General features: G+C 38.6%; 9 protein-coding genes. 1 reads left to right on the top strand and 8 read right to left on the bottom strand.

Going from position 1 to position 18,758, the window contains the following annotated elements; genetic code table 11:
* Positions 1-30 precede the first annotated feature (30 nt).
* The 3 genes from R3E32_09745 to R3E32_09735 form a co-directional block, all read right to left on the bottom strand.
* Positions 31-1,485, bottom strand: a complete 1,455-nt coding sequence (locus R3E32_09745) for a TlpA disulfide reductase family protein (protein MEZ4884994.1) — start codon at positions 1,483-1,485, stop codon at positions 31-33.
* Positions 1,486-1,843: 358 nt separating this feature from the next.
* Positions 1,844-3,061 (bottom strand): thioredoxin family protein, encoded by a 1,218-nt coding sequence (locus R3E32_09740; protein MEZ4884993.1) that lies wholly within the window; start codon positions 3,059-3,061, stop codon positions 1,844-1,846.
* A gap of 302 nt (positions 3,062-3,363) precedes the next feature.
* The gene (locus R3E32_09735; protein MEZ4884992.1) at positions 3,364-4,308 is read right to left on the bottom strand and encodes a dienelactone hydrolase family protein; all 945 of its coding nucleotides are present in this window, start codon (positions 4,306-4,308) and stop codon (positions 3,364-3,366) included.
* A gap of 326 nt (positions 4,309-4,634) precedes the next feature.
* Here R3E32_09735 and R3E32_09730 point away from each other — a divergent pair, with 326 nt between their 5' ends.
* Positions 4,635-5,672 (top strand): quinone-dependent dihydroorotate dehydrogenase, encoded by a 1,038-nt coding sequence (locus R3E32_09730; protein ID MEZ4884991.1) that lies wholly within the window; start codon positions 4,635-4,637, stop codon positions 5,670-5,672.
* On the opposite strand, the gene R3E32_09725 is transcribed toward R3E32_09730, so the two are convergent.
* From R3E32_09725 to R3E32_09705, 5 genes are all read right to left on the bottom strand, one after another.
* Positions 5,667-6,338 carry a hypothetical protein gene (locus R3E32_09725; GenBank protein ID MEZ4884990.1) on the bottom strand — a complete coding sequence of 224 codons (672 nt, stop codon included), beginning with the start codon at positions 6,336-6,338 and terminating at the stop codon, positions 5,667-5,669. The two genes, R3E32_09730 and R3E32_09725, sit on opposite strands and share 6 nt — an antisense overlap.
* A gap of 131 nt (positions 6,339-6,469) precedes the next feature.
* Positions 6,470-8,872, bottom strand: a complete 2,403-nt coding sequence (locus R3E32_09720) for a PKD domain-containing protein (GenBank protein MEZ4884989.1) — start codon at positions 8,870-8,872, stop codon at positions 6,470-6,472.
* A gap of 48 nt (positions 8,873-8,920) precedes the next feature.
* Positions 8,921-12,508 carry an FG-GAP-like repeat-containing protein gene (locus tag R3E32_09715; GenBank protein MEZ4884988.1) on the bottom strand — a complete coding sequence of 1,196 codons (3,588 nt, stop codon included), beginning with the start codon at positions 12,506-12,508 and terminating at the stop codon, positions 8,921-8,923.
* A gap of 73 nt (positions 12,509-12,581) precedes the next feature.
* Positions 12,582-15,062 carry an FG-GAP-like repeat-containing protein gene (locus tag R3E32_09710; protein ID MEZ4884987.1) on the bottom strand — a complete coding sequence of 827 codons (2,481 nt, stop codon included), beginning with the start codon at positions 15,060-15,062 and terminating at the stop codon, positions 12,582-12,584.
* A 142-nt stretch (positions 15,063-15,204) separates the two neighbouring features.
* On the bottom strand, positions 15,205-18,729 hold the full coding sequence (locus R3E32_09705) for an FG-GAP-like repeat-containing protein (protein ID MEZ4884986.1): 3,525 nt from the start codon (positions 18,727-18,729) through the stop codon (positions 15,205-15,207).
* Positions 18,730-18,758: the final 29 nt, after the last annotated feature.

The following is an 18,758-nucleotide window of genomic DNA, read 5'->3' as shown; positions in this document are numbered from 1 at the left end:
TTTAATAAAAATTATTCGAACTATTGTATATTATTCTTTCTCTAATAATCGGTTTATATCGTACTTGAGCGACCCGTTGCTTGGACGTTTGGCATCGCCATCTGCAATCTCTCCTTCTTTATCAATCAATGCATAACGGGGTAATCCTGTGACCAATAGACGGGTATAAGCAGAATCTTTTAGGTCTTCATCCATCAAGTAATGATCCCCTCCAACCTGTAGTTGGGCAATATTTTTTCGCCATTGACCATCCGAATCATCCGAAGATAAATAAACGAATACAACTTCTTTGTTGTGGAAATACTCTTTCAGTTGAGGGCTATACGTCATTTCTTCCATGCAGGGTTTGCACCAACTTGCCCAAAAATCTAAGTACACTACCTTACCTCGATACTGCGATAATAACTGATCGAAAGTAAGCGGAGATTCTTGATTGACAATGAACAAGCGTGCATCAATAGGAGGCTTGACATTGCTCATTTCAGTGCTGTATTTATTGAAGCGTTTGCTCAGGAGTTCTTTCAAAACAGGGTCTTTGCCTGTTCTCTTATATTCTTCGTACAAACTATTGGCATAACTCGACTCTGCATCAATAAGCACTAGTGTCAAATAGGCTTGTACATAGTCTAAAACCTTGCCATTGAAAGCCTTTGGAGCAATCTCGAAAGCTCTAACAAGCCAAGGTTCACCACGTTTTTCGCGCTGTTCCTGCATTTGAAGTGGGTCACGCATACACAAATGCCGAAGATGGTTTTCTAAAAATTTCAGATATTCACTTGCAACCAACGCTTCTGGATTGCTGAGACTAAACTGAAGGGCGAAGTCAATATAACCGTCGTGGAATTTATCTGAGGTTTTATAAAAATAACTTGTTGTTCGATTGGCCGTTCGGTATTCAATGGCAGATTGTGCCCAAGTCTTGAAGGATAGAGAAGTGCCTTCATTTTGCGCTAAATAGTTTCTCAAAAAAGCGCTTTCCTTCAATCTAAGATTTTGACAGTAACTGCTAAAAGTTGGAGCACTCATCACACTGCGCCTCTGGGATAGATCGTAATCAATATTATCATTGTTAAATCTTTTTCTGAATTCAGCGCAATAGGTGTTGTGTATTTCTCCTCCTCCTTCAAACTTCAAAGTGCTGTCGAACAAACTATTAGAAAAACTCATTTGAACAATTTCCCCCGGACTCAAAAACATCTGTGCTTTTTTGCCATTGTATTCAAAGTAAGCAGGAGTGGGTTGGGTAACCGGGATTTGTACTTGAAAATTACCCAATTTGTCGGGAGTTATTTCGTATTTTTCATTTCTCAACAAATCATCTAAATAAAAAACAATGGGTAATTGACGAAATTCGTCATTTTCCTTGATACTGACAGGTTCTTCAATCTTGCCTGATATTTGGACAGTTTGTGCTTGTGTAGGAGTCTGAAAACAAGCATTGCAGACACTCATAATCAACAACAACAGTAGAAAAAATTGCTTCATTGGATAAGGAATTGTAAAGAAGAATATTAATTACAGAAGTGAGGAGTATATTCTTTAGCTATTTATTGTAAAAATACTAATTTTTACGCTATTCTGTGTTTTTTCGAGATTTGTTGGTAAAATTTGGATAAAACGAAAAAAGGTTTCCATATGATTTATGGAAACCTTCAACGTTTTTTTCATGGACTATCCTATAGTGATGTAGTGAAATTTCAAGGGGTCGAGACAATTCAATTTCAAATATATGGGTAACAGACAAATATTTGAGAATCAAGTAACAGTTTGTCTAAATATGAATTTTCGTTTTCTTTTGTAGGAAAGTCAAAATAACAGCCTAATGTCTATTGTGTTGTTCTGATTACATTGCTGATTTCATTTCAATTTTCAGCAACATTTTCTTTGCACCTTTTGCACTCATGCCTTTTGCTTCTGCAATGTTTACCGCATTTTGTGCAGCCTCTTTTGCTTCGTCGTATTTTCCTAATTTGTAGTACAAAGAAGCCAAGGTATCATTGTTGTAGTAAGTGCTTTCTAATTCGATGGATTGTTTTGTCCAAACAACCGCTTTTTCCAACATTGAGTCATTGCTTGCATTTTCATATACATTCCAAGCGATGTTGTTGATATAAGCAGATTCTGATTTGTCCATTTCTGTGATAGACAACATTTGATCCGCTACTACTGTGTATTTGTCCCACTCACCAACTCCTTCATAGAATTTCAAAGAAGCTCTGTAAGTATATGTACTTGTTTTGTCGCTTCCAGATAATTGAATAGTGCTGATGATTTGGTCAAATAAAGTATAGTCTTTGCTGTCAATTGCATGGTCTAAACTGTTGAAAGCTGCAACTACCATTTTATCTGCCACACTTTTCTCGCCATACATCTCTACAAATAAAGGGCTGTTGTTTGCAAATACTTCAAAACCTTTCAAGGTGATGTCATTTGCCAAAGCATAAACCAATTTCAAATTGCTTTCATTGTTCAAATCTGCTGTGCTCAAAGTATTGAAGTAATTCATGGCAACTTGTTCGTATTCTGCTGCATCTGCTATCCATAATTGTTGCATATAAGTAGCTAAAAATGCTTGGTCGCTTCTTCCTTCTAAATATTCAACAGCCATTGCAGCCATTTTTTCTTCATCAATTAAGGCCTCTCTCGCTTCTGCAACAAATTTGTTGGGCTGACTTGCACCAATTGCTCTTCTTTTCTCTTCTCCTTTTGCGTTCAAGTATAAGTAAGTAGGATAAACATTTACATCGTGTTGTTTCGCAAATTCTACTCCTTCGCTGCTTTCCATGTTGAGTTTGTAGCTGATGTAGAAATTATTGTAAAAGTCACTTACTTCTGGCAAAATGAATACTTTCTTTTCCATTACCTTGCAAGGGCCACACCAAGGAGTGTAAGCATCAATAAAAATGGCTTTATCTGTTTGTTTGGCATGAGCTAATAATTCTTCCAAAGAACCTTCAAAAAATTCGATACCTTTCTCAGTTTTCATAGATTGAGCATTTGCTGTCACAACAAAAGTCATCGTGATAATTAAGCTCAATATGTTTAGAATTATATTTTTCATCTTGTTGGGTCTTGCTTTTATTCTGGTGTATTGTATGTTTTTCAATTTCGCAATCAACCCATCTAAGACAAAAAAGATGCCTACTACTGATTGTTTCAAAAAAAGTTTCGTTTCTTGACCACTATTTTTTTCTGAGAAACCATAATTGTGTTGATAATCAGAATAATAACCCTCTATATTCTTTTTGTTTTTTTTTTTGAAGAAAAATACAACGACTTTTCAAGCTGTTTTTTTAGAAAAATTAGAATATGTATTTTACATAGACTTCTACGCAAAATGCGTAGAAGTAGTTTTGATTTTTACTATTTTGAATACTGTTTGAAAAATTCCCAGAATATTCTCGCACCTTTCAAAGGATGGTTTTTCCCATTCGGATAATTGTGTTTCAAGCCTTGTACCATAGAAAAAACAAATAGATTATCGTTTGTAGTATTGGTATTCTCTTCAAATTTGAGAATTATCTGGTGTTTGCGTTCTATAGTAGTATGTTGTTCGCTCAGTTCAAATTTGTTGAGAAAACGACCAATGAAGTCACGAATAAGCGGATCTTGTTCTAAATCTGCGGGTTGGTAGGGGAGAGGCTGCCCGCCATGTGCTGCAATAAAACGGTCGTCTTGATTTCCTACCATCAAACAAATCGGAATAAATGCCTTTGGAGTAGCGGTAATTTGTGTTTGCAATCCTCCTGCTACGGCTGCAACTGCCGCCAATTCATCTGACAATTCTACCGCCAACCGACTCACAAAACCTGCTCCATTGGAGAATCCAGAAGCATAAATACGACTGTCATCAATGTTCAAGTGTGAACGCATTTGCACCAAAATCTTTCTAACAAACAATACATCATCCTTCAAGGTCACGCCTGAACAAACGTAGGTTTCTAACTTCCCATCATTCCATTTTGTGTTGTTTTTTTGCTGTCCTTCATCTATATAGCAGTATTTCAGGGCAGTAGGAAAAACGGTAATGATACCTTCTTCTTCTCCTTTTTCTTTCCATCCCGAAATGTTGTAGAATTTTTCGCCTGTGCCACTTGTGCCGTGAAACATCAATACAACGGGGAAAGCTTGTTTACCAGTGTAGTTTTGTGGAATGGATACAATGAAATGACGGCTCGCATTTTCTACTTCAATGCGAACATCGTTTCGGCCTGCTTTCCATATTGGAGAAGGTGAAACGGTTTGACTTTGAAGTGCTTGTGTGAAGATTGCGAAGCTGAGGATAAGAATAAGATTCAATGTTTTCATTTTGTTGAAGTTTTAAGGTGTTTTGGACTTTGGACGAAAGAAGTGAGAAGTAGGAAGCAAGATGTCAAGATTTGGTAATCAATGATTTACTTGTTTTTGTCGTTTAATCGTAAATCATTTATTATCAACTGATTAATATCTAACTTCTCGCATCTCTGCTCCCTCGTCCAAAGTCTAAAAGGTGTTATTGTTTTGAGGTTATTGACGAGTGAGAAAGTGCTTTATTGAGGGGCTTACAAGCATATTAGACGCACGGAAAAACAGTATTTGAAAATTCCCTCCACAAAAAAATAGTATTTTTGCGATCCTAACATTTCTAAGTAATTATGCTATACAAATCGTTTCTCCGACCTTTGTTATTTCTCCTCTCTCCTGAAAAAGCCCATGCTTTCACCCTTTTTTCCTTTGAAGTACTGCTAAAAATTCCCTTCCTTCAATATTTCCTCAAATCCTATTATACCGTTCAGCATCCCAAATTGCAGCAGAAACTCTTTGGATTGACCTTTCCCAATCCAGTAGGTTTGGCAGCAGGTTTTGACAAGGACGGAAAGCATCTTGAAGCAATGGAATGTTTGGGATTTGGTTTCATTGAAGTAGGCACTACAACGCCTTTACCGCAATCGGGAAACCCAAAACCCCGCTTGTTTCGCTTATCCAAAGACAAGGGCTTGATCAATCGAATGGGCTTCAACAATGAAGGTGTTTTGGCATTGAAGGAACGATTGTCAAAAAGAAAATCGAAGCTTATTATTGGTGGCAACATCGGCAAAAACAAAATCACGCCCAATGAGGAGGCTGTTTCTGATTACGAAAAATGTTTTGAAGCTCTTTTTGAAGTAGTGGATTATTTTGTGGTCAATGTCAGTTCACCCAACACACCCAATCTTCGGGCATTGCAGGACAAAGAACCTCTGACAGCTCTTTTGCAGCACCTTCAAAATTTGAACAGTCAAAAACCAAATCGCAAGCCTATTTTATTGAAGATTGCCCCCGATTTGACCAATGAACAACTGGACGATATCATCGCAATTGTGGCAGGTACCCAAATTGACGGAGTGATTGCGACGAATACAACGATTGATAGGGAAGGATTGAAGGAAAACAAAGATAAAATTGCCGCAATTGGAAGTGGTGGACTGAGTGGGCAGCCTTTGGCGAAGCGTTCTACGGAGGTCATCCGCTATTTGTCCGAAAAATCGAATCGTGCTTTTCCGATTATTGCGGTTGGAGGTATTTATACTCCGCAAGATGCAGCAGAGAAATTGGACGCAGGAGCAAGTTTATTGCAGGTTTACACGGGATTGATATATGAAGGGCCTGGTATGATTCGGGCTATTAACAAGGGAATTATGGATAGGTTATAGAAGATAGGTTTCAACTTTTTCTCTTTTCAACCATTTGACCATCATCTCATCCGATAGAGCCCGCCCCACAATCCGATATTTAGAACGCTTCAAAACCTTCGACTTCAAAGGGTTTTCTGCACGAACACCACCACGCAAGGATTGAGCAGAGTGAACAAACTGAGCTTTCCCATTTTCGACCAACATTATGCCGACATGCGTATCCAAACCAACGATGTACAAACCGTCTCCCATCGCAATGATCGAGTTTACAAAACTTTGAATCGGTTTGTTGCGAAATCGCTGAATATCGGTTTCCTCTGCAAAAGTTTTCACGATTTTCTCCGAAGCCTGTTGTGCCAATTTTACCCGATCTACTTCAAAACCTGCATCTCTTAAAATGGTACTCACAAAATATCCGCAAGCGATTTTCCCCTTTCGAGGCGTTTCGGTTGTGCCACTGTATGCCCAACCTGTGCCTTTCCAGTAGGGATAGAGTTGATGTTGAATCTTTTCAAAAATGTGTTTGCGAGCAGAATTAATCACTTCTTTTTGAATAATTTCATTGTTGGCTCTCCCATAAGCTCGCTGAAAATCTTCTTGCTGTAATTGCAGTTCCCACAATGTTTGTTGGTATTCACTCGCAATAACATTTGTATTGGAAATGTGTAGTAAATAGAAAAGCATAATTGGAAACAGTGCTATAAACAACAAACGCCACAATAATCTGAAAATCATAGATGTAAAAACTAAACTTGAGAATAGGGGAATTATTAATTGAAAGCACAAAAATAGCACAAAAATTTGGTGTGGTAAACTTACTCCACCAATACCTTCTCACTTCCCAAAATTTTCCCATTCTCTTTCTCCAAAACCCGAATCAAATACAATCCACTTTCCAATTTTCCTCGTTCCAATATTGCTTTTCCGTTCTCCAAATCTAATTCCTTCAATTTTCTGCCGAGAATATCCATCACCTCCAATTGGTAATTGTCCTGAGAAAGCCCTTCTATTTCAATCGCAGTAAAATCCGAAAAAGGATTGGGGAAAACTCGAATAGAAGCTTTTTTTTCAAAACTTTCAATAGAAGTAGTCGTGCTATCCACCACTATTTTCTGACAAAGTACGTGGCAATCCGTCACCCAATTATAATGTGCACAAACTTCAACGGTATCAAACACAAAGTCAAAATCATCATGCTCACTGTATTCATTTACCAAAAAAGTACCCTGCATTTGTTTCGTACTTCCTACAAAATGATTGTTGATTCGCCACTCTATTCTATCCTCATCAATGTGGCTTCGGGATTGATACTCAATCAACAATTGGTCGCTCTCTTTTAGATATTCGCCCTCCAATTGCAGCTCGCATCCATAGAAAATATCTTCGCAGTATTGCTGAACACATCCTTGTGGTTTAGAAACCGTTAGGCAAATCTTAAAAGTATCGGAATAAGTAAACAGGTGATGTGGTTCAAATTCGGTAGAAGTTGTGCCATCTCCAAAATCCCAAAACCAAGTTGCATCAGATTGAAGGTAGGAAAGATTGTAAAACTTTATTTCACCATCCATTTCCAAAGTATAGTCTCCTATTTCGGGAATCGCAATAAATTTTGCAGCACAAGTATCTATTTCTCCAATGTTTAACCAATCGCAAAAGGTTTCTGACATCATTTTGTTTTGTAGGGTATCTTCTTTTGAAGCAGTCAAACAAACTTCATAAAAGCCCGATTGTGTATAGCTATGTTCGGGCTGCAAAAGGGTACTTATCGTTTCATCCCCAAAGTCCCAAACATAGGATGCGGCATCGGGTGTGTGGTTATTGAAGTGATAGCTTAGGGAGTTTGAAGTAGGTTCAATGGTAAAACAAGGGGCAGGAACAAAGCGGTTGTTGTCTTTGATTTTTTTGAAGTAGATGTTTTCTTGGTAAGTTGCATAGCAGCCGTCCTCGGCAGTGCTGCGAAGGGTGATTTGCCTATTGCCTTCACTATCTATAGCATAAACAAAGGGAGAACCTTCGCCAATTTCAAAACTATATCCACGAACCCATTCTGAATCTGCCTTGTCTGCTTGGTAAACAGAGTAATCTTCAAATAAAAAATGTGTTCCTTTTCCAATAGGACGCGCTCTGTATTTTGCCTCACAAAAAGTAGGTTGGAGGAAATCCAAAGTTTGGCAGATTGTATCTGCACATTCCGCACCAAGTTCCCAAAAACAAGCCGTAATGAACTGCTGTGTGTTGTCATAGACATGCGAAAAACGACCACTGTTCAGTTCTGTTGTTGTTCCATCTCCAAAATCGAAATAGACTTGATGCTCCATTCCTGTGGAAGGAATATAAAAATTCACCACATTGGAGTAGTCTTCATCTATTTCATAAGAAAAAGAATCTCTACATTTTATCTCAACCATTTGACAAATGGTGTCTTTTTGATTCAGAAGAGGTTCGGTAGAAAACAGACACACTTCGTATTCACCCGTTTGAGGATACCCATAATTGGCATGGATTGTACTATCTCGAATGACACCATTCCCAAAATCCCATGAGTTGATGTGCATGTTTCCCCAAGAGGTATTCCGAAATCGTAGATGACGAAACTGAGGTATTATTTCGAAATTGGCTTTGAAGTCCACCTCAAAATCTAAGTTCAAAGTATCTCGGCAAAAAATATAGTTCTCACTATTGGCAGCAGATAGAAGTAAAGGACAGTCCTCTGGGTAACGTATGTCAAAAAAAGCAGGATTTCCTTGCTGATGCCAATAGCCTTTCCACCAATTTACGCTTCCTTCAAAGGGTTGTTTGAGAGACAATTGAAGTTGATGCAATTCATCATCATTGGGGGAGGAAGCAATCGTATAGTCATACTCTCCTTCACATTTGGGGATAGGGTCATTGTCTTTGGTAAGCCACAAATTATAGTAGCGTTTTTCCGAAGCTCCTTCACATTCTATCTCGAAAGACACGATGTAACGCCCATAATTGGGAAATTGATGCATCATTTCGTGGTAATGAGTAGCCTCCTCGTATTCAATGGAATCTTGAGTGCCATCTCCAAAATCCCAATATGCATAGGTAGAGCCTTGCCAAGAGCTTTGTTGGACATCAAAATAGACATCAAAACTCGTGCTATCTACATACACTTGAAAAGAAATCTCGCATTTGGCAAATCCTAAATGTGTGCCAATCAACCAAAGAGCAAAAAAATAGATTTTTGGATTCATCTTCCATTATTTTTAAAAAAATGACTGTGCCGACTGAGATTTGAGTTTTTACTCCACCAACACTTTCCCTCTCCCCAAAACAGCCTGATTCCCTTCCTCCAATATCCTCCAAAAATACACGCCACTCTCCAATTTCCCTCTTTCAATCTTCCACTTTCCATTTTCAATAGACTTCAACTCTCGAACCTTCCGCCCCAAAATATCCATCACCTCCAATCGGTAATTTCCCTGCGGCAATCCTTCCACTTCAATGGTCGTAAAATCCGAAAAAGGATTCGGAAATACACGAATCGAGTATCTATTATCCAATACTTCAATTCCCGTTTCCACCTGTTGCAGCAAAGTCAAAACAGCCGTATTGGTGATAATAGGTGGATTGAAGTCAAAGAAGATGGAAGCCGTATTTTCGACTTCTGTTTTATCCTCTATTCCTTCCAAAGAGGCAATTCCAAAGGTCACAAAACCATGACTTTCAATTTCGTTGGTCGTGCTGTCGGGTAGTAGGATGTCATTGAAGTAGAAAGTCGCCAAACCCGTTTCTCGGTTCAGTTCTGTTCGGTAGTCGTGGCTTGCAGTGATGGGGTGAAAGGTTGTCCAATCCAGTTTTTTGTCCAAAACGTCTTCAATGCGGATATTGAAGGCGGTGTCGTTTCCTGTGTTTTGAAAGCGGACGGTGTAGAGGATGGTGTCGGAGATGTAGGCAAATTCGGACTGACCGAGGAGATTGGAGCGAGCGAGTTTGTCGTTGGGGTCGTAGGAGCATCGGACTTCACTGAGATGGTTGGTATTATCAGAATAAAGAAGCTCTTCCACTTCATTTAAGATTTGAATGGTAGTTTGAGTTTCAACGAATGCTCCAATAGATTCTTCATTCGGCATTTTAAGTTGAAGGCGAATTTGTTGTACTTGATAGGGATAAAAATTTCCAATATTCCAATACAGGATTCCATCTTCAATGTAGTTAGGTTCAATATTCGCAGATTCATAGGTCATTAACTCATCTATTTTAAGACTTACAACCCCTTTTTCGATGACAGTAGTTCCTGTATTGACATAAGACAACCAATAGTTGCCCACTGAATTACAACGAGTTGGACTACTATTGAGATGGGCTTCAATACGTGGAAGTATTCGAGTGGGCTTAAAACCAAATAGGTATGGACCTTTTTCTTCTCCATTTTCTATTAGAATCTCATAAAACGGATTTTGGGTGCTGATTTCCCACAAAGAGTTGGAAGTGGCTGTTAGTTGATAATCTCCTGTGTTCACCAAAAAGGAAAAATTTCCTTCTTTATTGGAGTAGGTAGAAAAGGGGGATGGTTCTAAGGACAAAATTTGGTTTTGGAAACCCCGTTCATTTTCATTGTATTCCCCATCTTCGTTTTCATCAAAAAATGCAAGTCCATCAATTCTTCCTATTTTTTCAAAATCGGAAAATATGCTAAGTGTTCCCGTAGTTCCATACAATAGCTCAGATGTAAAGTCATTGTCTAAATCTGCAGCTTCAAGTAGAGAAACGTAAGAATAGTCATATTTTGGGCTTAGAATCAAAGGGGGGGAAATTCCTTCTCCATGGTTTTGATAAATGTAAATACTGTCAAGTATTCCAAAGAGATGAGAACCGATTGTTATTAAATCATTGTCACCATCTGCATCTATATCTGCCAGCACCATCTTGGTAGTGTAAGGAACATGCAATGGAGATTCAATGTTGGTTTCCACATTGAAGTTTCCATTGTTGTTGTTTCTACGCCATTCAAGAGAAGAACCGACGGTGACACCATTAGTGACTGCAAAACTTATAATGAGATCTTCATAACCGTCCATATCTAAATCTGCTACCTCTAATGCTTGAATTTTTGTCTCTTTTGAAGCCACAATACGCCGTGAAAAAGCATCACCTCCATTGTTTTCAAATAAGTTTACGACTCCCTGTCCATTAGGAGCATAAAAAATATCCATATCTCCATCTTTGTCGGTATCTACAAGATGTATTTTTCCTGTTCCCTCTAAGTTTTCACCCAAGATTTTGCGAGTTGTGAATGTAGCGTCTTCCTTGTTTTTGTACCAAAGTAATTTTTTGGTAATAGGATAATTGGCTATAATGTCTGGAAACCCATCTGAGTTTAAATCTCCTACTTGCAAGTCATTGCAGGCTTGTCCTAAGTAATCTATTTGCTCTTGTACTTCAAATTCTCCCAAGCCATTGTTTTTCCACCAAACGATAGTACCATCAGTAAAGGCACTTACTATATCTACATCTCCATCCAAATCAAAATCTCCTCCATTTACGTCTGTGATGCCTTCTCCCCCTTTCGATAAGACAAATTCTACTTCAAAACCATTGTTTCCATCATTAGGAAACCACCTCAATCTATTCGCTCTGTTTTCTGCTGCAACCATATCTAAATATCCGTCTCCATTCAAATCTGCTGTAAAAATAGCTGTTAGTCCATTTGCATATTTCCCTACTTTGATTGCCTCACCGAATAAATTATCTGTTTGATATTCGTGCCAATCTACGCTACTATATGCACGATTGGGGTAAACGAGGTCTAACCGTGTATCGTTGTTCAAATCACCTAAAGTGATATTTTCAATTTGTATTCCATTTGTTGATAGTATCTGTTTGGATTGAAAAGTAGTGTTTTTATTGAGGAAGTAATGCAATTCATCGTATGTATCTGATGAACTATTCAATCTGTGAGATGCTACAATATCCAACCAACCATCTTCGTCCACATCTTCAACCAATAATGCTGTTACTTTATTGGGGAAATCGTCAGTAATCGTATGCTTGATAAAATTATTGATTCCTGCATTCTGATGCCATTGAAGAACATAGTGAACTTCTGGGGTTTGCTCTCTCGAAATTGACACTATATCCATATCTCCATCTTGGTCAATATCCGCTAATTTCAAAAGGGAATGATTATCTACGTATGTGATAAATGTTATGGGCCCAAATACATTATCTCCTAAATTGCGAGACCAAACAACAACTTTTCCGTTGGCTGCAACAATCAAGTCTATATTACCGTCTTTGTCCCAATCAGTAGCATAGGCTATGATATTAAAATGGTTCTCATTATTAAGAGTTTGAAAAGCTGAAAAACTCCCTGTTCCATCATTGGTGATATGTGAAATTCTGGGCATATTAGTAGAGACAATAAACAAATCTTTGTCTCCGTCATTGTCCGTATCTTCAATGACCAAAGCATTGGGACTATTCAAAATATCCTCCCCTACAATTGTATAAGGCAAACTAAAAACTCCACTTCCAAAATTTTCAAACCAAACCACCTTGTTTCCTACTCTGGATACAGCCACAATATCCTTGCGTTCGTCATTATTGAGATCTTCTAAGTAAAAAATATCAAATCCATTTTCTTCTGTCGATAGTATATGGTACAAAGGGAAATTTCCAAGTCCATCGTTTTCAAACCAAATCAGGGTATTATTTCCAAAATAAGAGGAGGTTAATAAATCATCATCGTCATCGCCGTCCATATCCATAGCAAGTACATAGACAGGACTTTTTATGTCTGGAAGAATCAGCTTTTCGGAGTATTGAGCAAAAACTGCTGAATGTACTAAACACAACGACAGATAAATGAATGGTAAAAAATGCTTCATAATGACGTGAATTTAAAAGTTTTGAAAAAATCTCTAATACTAAAACGAAAAACCCAAAAAAAGTAAATCGAAATCACTCCACCAACACTTTCCCTCTCCCCAAAACAGCCTGATTCCCTTCCTCCAATATCCTCCAAAAATACACGCCACTCTCCAATTTCCCTCTTTCAATCTTCCACTTTCCATTTTCAATAGACTTCAATTCTCGAACTTTTCGACCGAGAATATCCATCACCTCCAATCGGTAATTTCCCTGCGGCAATCCTTCCACTTCAATGGTCGTAAAATCCGAAAAAGGATTCGGAAAAACTCGTATTGAAGCTCCATTTTCCAATACTTCAATATCCGTTTCGACTTGTTGCAGCAAAGTCAAAACAGCCGTATTGGTGATAATAGGTGGATTGAAGTCAAAGAAAATAGAAGCCGTATTTTCGATCTTTGTTTTGTCTTCTATTCCCTCCAAAGAAGCAATTCCGAACATCACAAAGCCATGACTTTCGGCTTCGTTGGTTGTGCTGTCGGGCAGTAGGATGTCATTGAAGTAGAAAGTCGCCAAACCCGTTTCTCGGTTCAATTCGGTTCGGTAGTCGTGACTTGCAGTGATGGGGTGAAAAGTTGTCCAATCCAGTTTTTTGTCCAAGGTGTCTTCAATTCGGATATTGAAGGCGGTGTCGTTTCCAGTGTTTTGAAAGCGGACGGTGTAGAGGATGGTGTCTGCGATGTAGGCAAATTCGGATTGACCGAGGAGATTGGAGCGGGTGAGTTTGTCGTTGGGGTCGAAGGAGCAAAGGAGTTCGGAATCGTAGGTTTGTGTTTTGGTAGCAACCAATTCTTCGTTTTCATTGAAGAGTTGGACGGTGGCTTGGGTTTCAATCATATCTCCGATGAAATCTGCATTGGGCATTTTGAAGTGTAGCTTTATTTTGTTTTCATAGCTGGGATGCAAGTCAACGAAATTCCAAATAAGGTTTCGCCCTTCTATGGCATCTGGTTCGGGATTGGAGGAAATAAACGCCATCAATTCATCTACTTCGAGGGTGATAGTACCTTTGGTAATGGTTGTGCCTGTATTGGAGTAGTTGAGCCAGTAAGTGGTTTCTCTATTGCATCGTGTAGGAGAACTGCTTAAATGAGGTGTAACCCGTGGTAGGATTCGAGTGGGTTTGAAGCCGAATTGGTATATTGGGAGGGATGCATTTGCATTGTATTGAATGTCATAGACAGTGTTTGGAGTAGTGATTTCCCAAAGGGTATTTTCTTCGTAGGTGAGTTGGTAGTCTCCATAATCGGTGAAAAAATGGGTGTAGCTTTCCAAATTGGTGAAAGTTTCATAGTTGCCAGGGTTGAGTAGCAGTTCAAAATTGTTAAGTGGTTTTTCGCTGGTATCAAATAAGCCATTTTCATTTTGGTCGTGAAAAACAAGTGCGGTTAATTGATTGGGTTGCAATAGATTTTCGTACCAAGCTACGCTTTTGGTATCACTATCAACAGATATCACATCTTGATCTCCATCTCTATCTAAGTCTGCTGCAAAAACAGTCATTGGCGACCATACTTGCTCATAGACGATTTTTCTATCGCTGAATAGTCCATTTCCACCATTTTCAAACCAAGCTATTTGATTGTTGCCACTGGCGGCAAAAAGTATGTCTAAATCTCCATCATTGTCCAAATCAACTGCAGCCATTCCTCTAGCTCGTGAAACATCATCGGCAATGATGGTGTAATTGGTAAAATTTGCATTGCCATCATTTTCAAACAATACAAGGGTTTTATCCCAATAAGAAAACATCAAAACATCTGCATCTTCATCACCATCAAAGTCTGTGGCTAAAACCGACTGTGGAGAATTAAAATCAATAGAAATAAGAACCGCCGCCTCGAAATTTCCACTTCCTAAATTTTCACTCCAAAATATTCTGCCATCATTGTAGGAAGTTCCCAAAACGTCCAAATCACCATCCCCATCCAAATCTGCTGCATACACATCAGAAGTGCTAAAAAGGTCTGTGTGAATGACTTGCTGCGCTTCAAAATTCCCATCACCATCATTGGCATACCAAGCAATTTTGGCATCCCAATGTGAGGCTGACAAGACATCCAAATCACCATCGCCATCCAAATCTGCTGCCTCTACTGCCCTCGGACTATCTGCTTCAGTGCTGATGGTGATAGCCGCACCAAACTGACCATTGCCATCATTGACATACCAAAGCACCAAATCTTCTGATTCCGAAATCGCCAAAATATCTTCATCGCCATCACCGTCCAAGTCGGCCATCTTCAAATCATAGATGTCTTCTATTTCGGCATCTACAACATTTGGTTCTCCAAAAGTACCATCACCTTGATTTTTGTACCATATCAGTTGAAGGGTATTGTATGAATAGGATACTACATCCCAATATTTATCTCCATCTATTCTTCCAGCCGAAACAAAGGACGTTTCAGTGGGGTTATTGGAGATAAGCTGCAGAGGACCAAACAGGTTTTGTCCATTTGAAGTGATAGGTAACAGTAAAAAAAACGTAACAGAAAGTATTATTCTCTTCATTTTGAATAGTTTGGTAAGTTAGGCTCAATATAAGCCATTTGCCCTTATTACACAAAAACGAATCAATTAGTTCACCAATGTTTTTCCCGAGTTGTGTCCATTCAACTGTCGGCGAACCTTACAGGTGTCGGCGAATTTTCACTCACTCCACCAATACTTTCCCACTTCCCAAAATCCTTCCATTTCCTTCTTCCAAAACTCGAATCAAATACAATCCACTTTCCAAACTCCCTCTCTCTAATTGAAGTTCTCCATTCTCAACCTTCAATTCTCGAACTTTCCGCCCCAAAATATCCATCACCTCCAATCGGTAATTTCCTTGTGGAAGTCCATCTACTTCAATGGTGGTGTAGTCCGAAAAAGGATTGGGGAAAACTCTAATCGAATATCTATTATCCAATACTTCAATTCCTGTTTCCACCTGTTGTAGCAAAGTCAAAACAGCCGTATTGGTGATAATCGGAGGATTGAAGTCAAAGAAAATAGAAGCCGTATTTTCGACTTTTGTTTTATCCTCTATTCCCGCCAAAGAAGCAATACCAAAGGTCACAAATCCATGACTTTCGACTTCGTTGGTCGTGCTATCGGGCAACATAATATCATCGAAAAAGAAAGTCGCCAAACCTGTTTCTCGATTCAATTCGGTTCGATAATCATGACTTGCAGTGATGGGATGAAAAGTCGTCCAATCCAGTCTTTTATCCAGTACATCTTCTACTCGAATATTGAAGGCGGTGTCGTTTCCTGTATTTTGAAAGCGGATGGTGTAGTAAATTGTGTCTTCGATGTAGGCAAATTCGGATTGACCGAGAAGGTTGGAGCGAGTGAGTTTGTCGTTGGGGTCGTAGGAGCAGAGTAATTCAGATTCAATTTCATCTATTTTTGTGAAAACTACCTCACCTGTTTCATGCAATATTTCTACAGTTGCACGGTTTTGAATCATTGCTCCAATTTCGGTTTCATCGGGCATTTGGAATTGGAGGTTAATGCTATTTATTTGACTTGGAGTTAATTCTTCAAAGTACCAAGTCCATTTATTCACTTCTATTTCATCAGGAGTAGGGTCAGCACTAATGAACTCTGCTAAACCATTGGTTTCTAAACTCATTTTACCATTTACAGTTGTGGTACCCTTATTTTGATAATTCAACCATACTGTAGATGTCGTATTACATCGAAATGGTGCGTGTGCAATAAATGGAGACACATTGGTCAATGGGCGAAGAGGTATTAAGCCGAAATTGTAGGGGTTTTTAGGTGATTCTGCAAACAAATCAATGGCGTAAAACTCTGGATTATTTGTTATTCGCCAAGTTTCTTTAGGAAAAGTAGCCAATCCATATTGCCCGATTGTAGCAAAGAAGCTAAAAGCTCCCTGATGATTGGTAAAAAACATTCCTCCTTTTGGTCCTAAAATCACCTTTTGATTACTTAGCCCAAATTCGTTGGGGTCTCGGATTCCATTCTCATTCAAATCCATAAACACCACTCCATGAATCAGTTGTTCGATATTATTCATTTGATTTTCATGCCAAATGATTTGGTCATCACAATTCAATAAATCCAAATTGCCATCTTGATCCAAATCTATAGGAAAAATATAACTCGCTCGTTTGCTACTTATTTTCTGATGAGGAGCGAATATCCCTGCGCCAGTCTGCTCTATAATATGTACTCCAAGTCCTACATAATCGAATATGATGTCATCTAATCCATTTCCATTAATATCCACTACCTTTTTCAATGAAATTAAATTTAGACCATCATAAACAATACTTGGAGGAAACCAGTCTCCATTTCCAACATTCTTCATGCCTAGAATATTCCAAGAAGAAGCATCTACAAACAAAATATCTTTGTAACCATCTGAATCAAAATCTCCAGTTTGAACATCATTGATTTGATAACCGCCATCTACAAGAGGAGGATGTTCTATGAATGTGCCATCTTCCCGTCCTTCATACCATTGTATGATGTCAGTTACAGGAGAGAATAGAATGATGTCTTGATTGCCGTCCTTATTGGCATCTACCAGCTCTGCTCCAAAAACATCCCATGCTATATTTATCAATGGAGTTCCTTCTGCAAACTGACCATTGCCATCGTGACGATACCAGATGATTTCATCATGATTGCCATCGAAAGTTACCAAATCTAAGTTGCCATCTTGGTCCAAATCTACTTGTTCCAACATAGTAACCCTCTCAGAAAAATTTTGAATACTGCCACTTTGAATCATATTCCCATTCTCATCTGGTGTGTACCAAATGATTGGACTTCCGCCTTGTAAGGCAATGACTACATCCTCAGAACCATTCTCATCTATATCCATCACGGCTGCACCACGAGGATAATTTGAAACAGAACTTTCATAATGAATCAAGTTGCTACTCCCAAAAGTATAGTCCCCAATATTTTCATACCAAACTAACTCACCAATGGAACTTGCTCCGATGATGTCTAAATCTCCATCTTTGTCAACATCCATTCCACCTGCAAAAAAAGGGTCACGCAGTTCACTGACTATCACATTTTCTTCTAACCAATTGCCTTCACCATTGTTTGCTTTCCAAGCAATATCACTGGTGGTACACCAAAGAAGGTCTTCTGCCCCATCTCCATTCAAATCAGCTGTCAGAAAATCATTAACCAGGAGATGAGGAGTTGAGCTGTGGAGTGTGAAATTGCCTGTGCCATCATTAAGTAAGCAATTAATAGCTGGAACGGAAAAATCTCCCCCTAACAAACAAATGTCCACAATTTCATCTTCATTGAAATCTGCTAAGCAAAATTGATAGATGGAATTTGGTGTGAAACCAGTTTGAATTAACTGTCTTTCGCCAAAGTTACCCTCTCCCTCTCCTTCAAACCATGCGATTTCCCTATCTTTCGTATTGTAATGAACCATGTCTATAACCTCATCTTCATTGAGATGACCCAATGCTACTTCTCCAAGTTCAGAGCTACTCGTTTGGCTAGAAATTTCAATTTCTTTGAAGCTATTTACATTATTGATGAAAACAGATAGCTTTTGATTAGTCGAATTTCCTATCGAATACGGAGCAGCTAAGTCCAAATCCCCATCTCCGTCTATATCAGCGATTGCAATATTCTTTGCAAGAATATTACTTTCAGCAGAAATGCTTTTTCGCTCACCAAATGTGTTGTCTTCCAACTGTTCATACCAATAGATTCCTTTAATGAGAAACCCATTTGCGACAATAATATCTATTCTCCCATCTTGATTGATATCGCCAGTTAAAATACTAACAGGTCCTCCCACATCATCTATGACCATTTTTGATTCTTCAAACTTGCCATTACCTTTATTCGTGAATAATAATATCTTATTTGAATGCTCTGATAATAAATCTATATCTCCGTCTTGATCCATATCTGCTGCGTGTACTACCTCGACATAGTCTAGAGCAGATTGAAGTACAAATTGAGCCTCTATCTGGTTATTCCCATCATTCCGATACCAAGCAATTTTTCCATCACTTCTAGATGCAGATACAATATCCAAATCTCCATCCCCATCTAAGTCTGCAACATCCATGTCTTTAGGGTCTATTGCCCTATTGCTAATGACATGGTTAGCAAATTGTGCATAACTCTCTGAAAATGTATAAATGATTATCGAAATGAGGAATAGAAATTTTCGCATCTTGGTAATTTGTTTAAGTGAAAAGTTTG

The sequence above is a fragment of the Chitinophagales bacterium genome (genome assembly GCA_041392475.1).
Classification (GTDB): Bacteria; Bacteroidota; Bacteroidia; order Chitinophagales; family UBA2359; genus JAUHXA01.
Note: the sequence above shows the minus strand (reverse complement) of the source record. Positions and strands in the feature narration are given on the sequence as shown.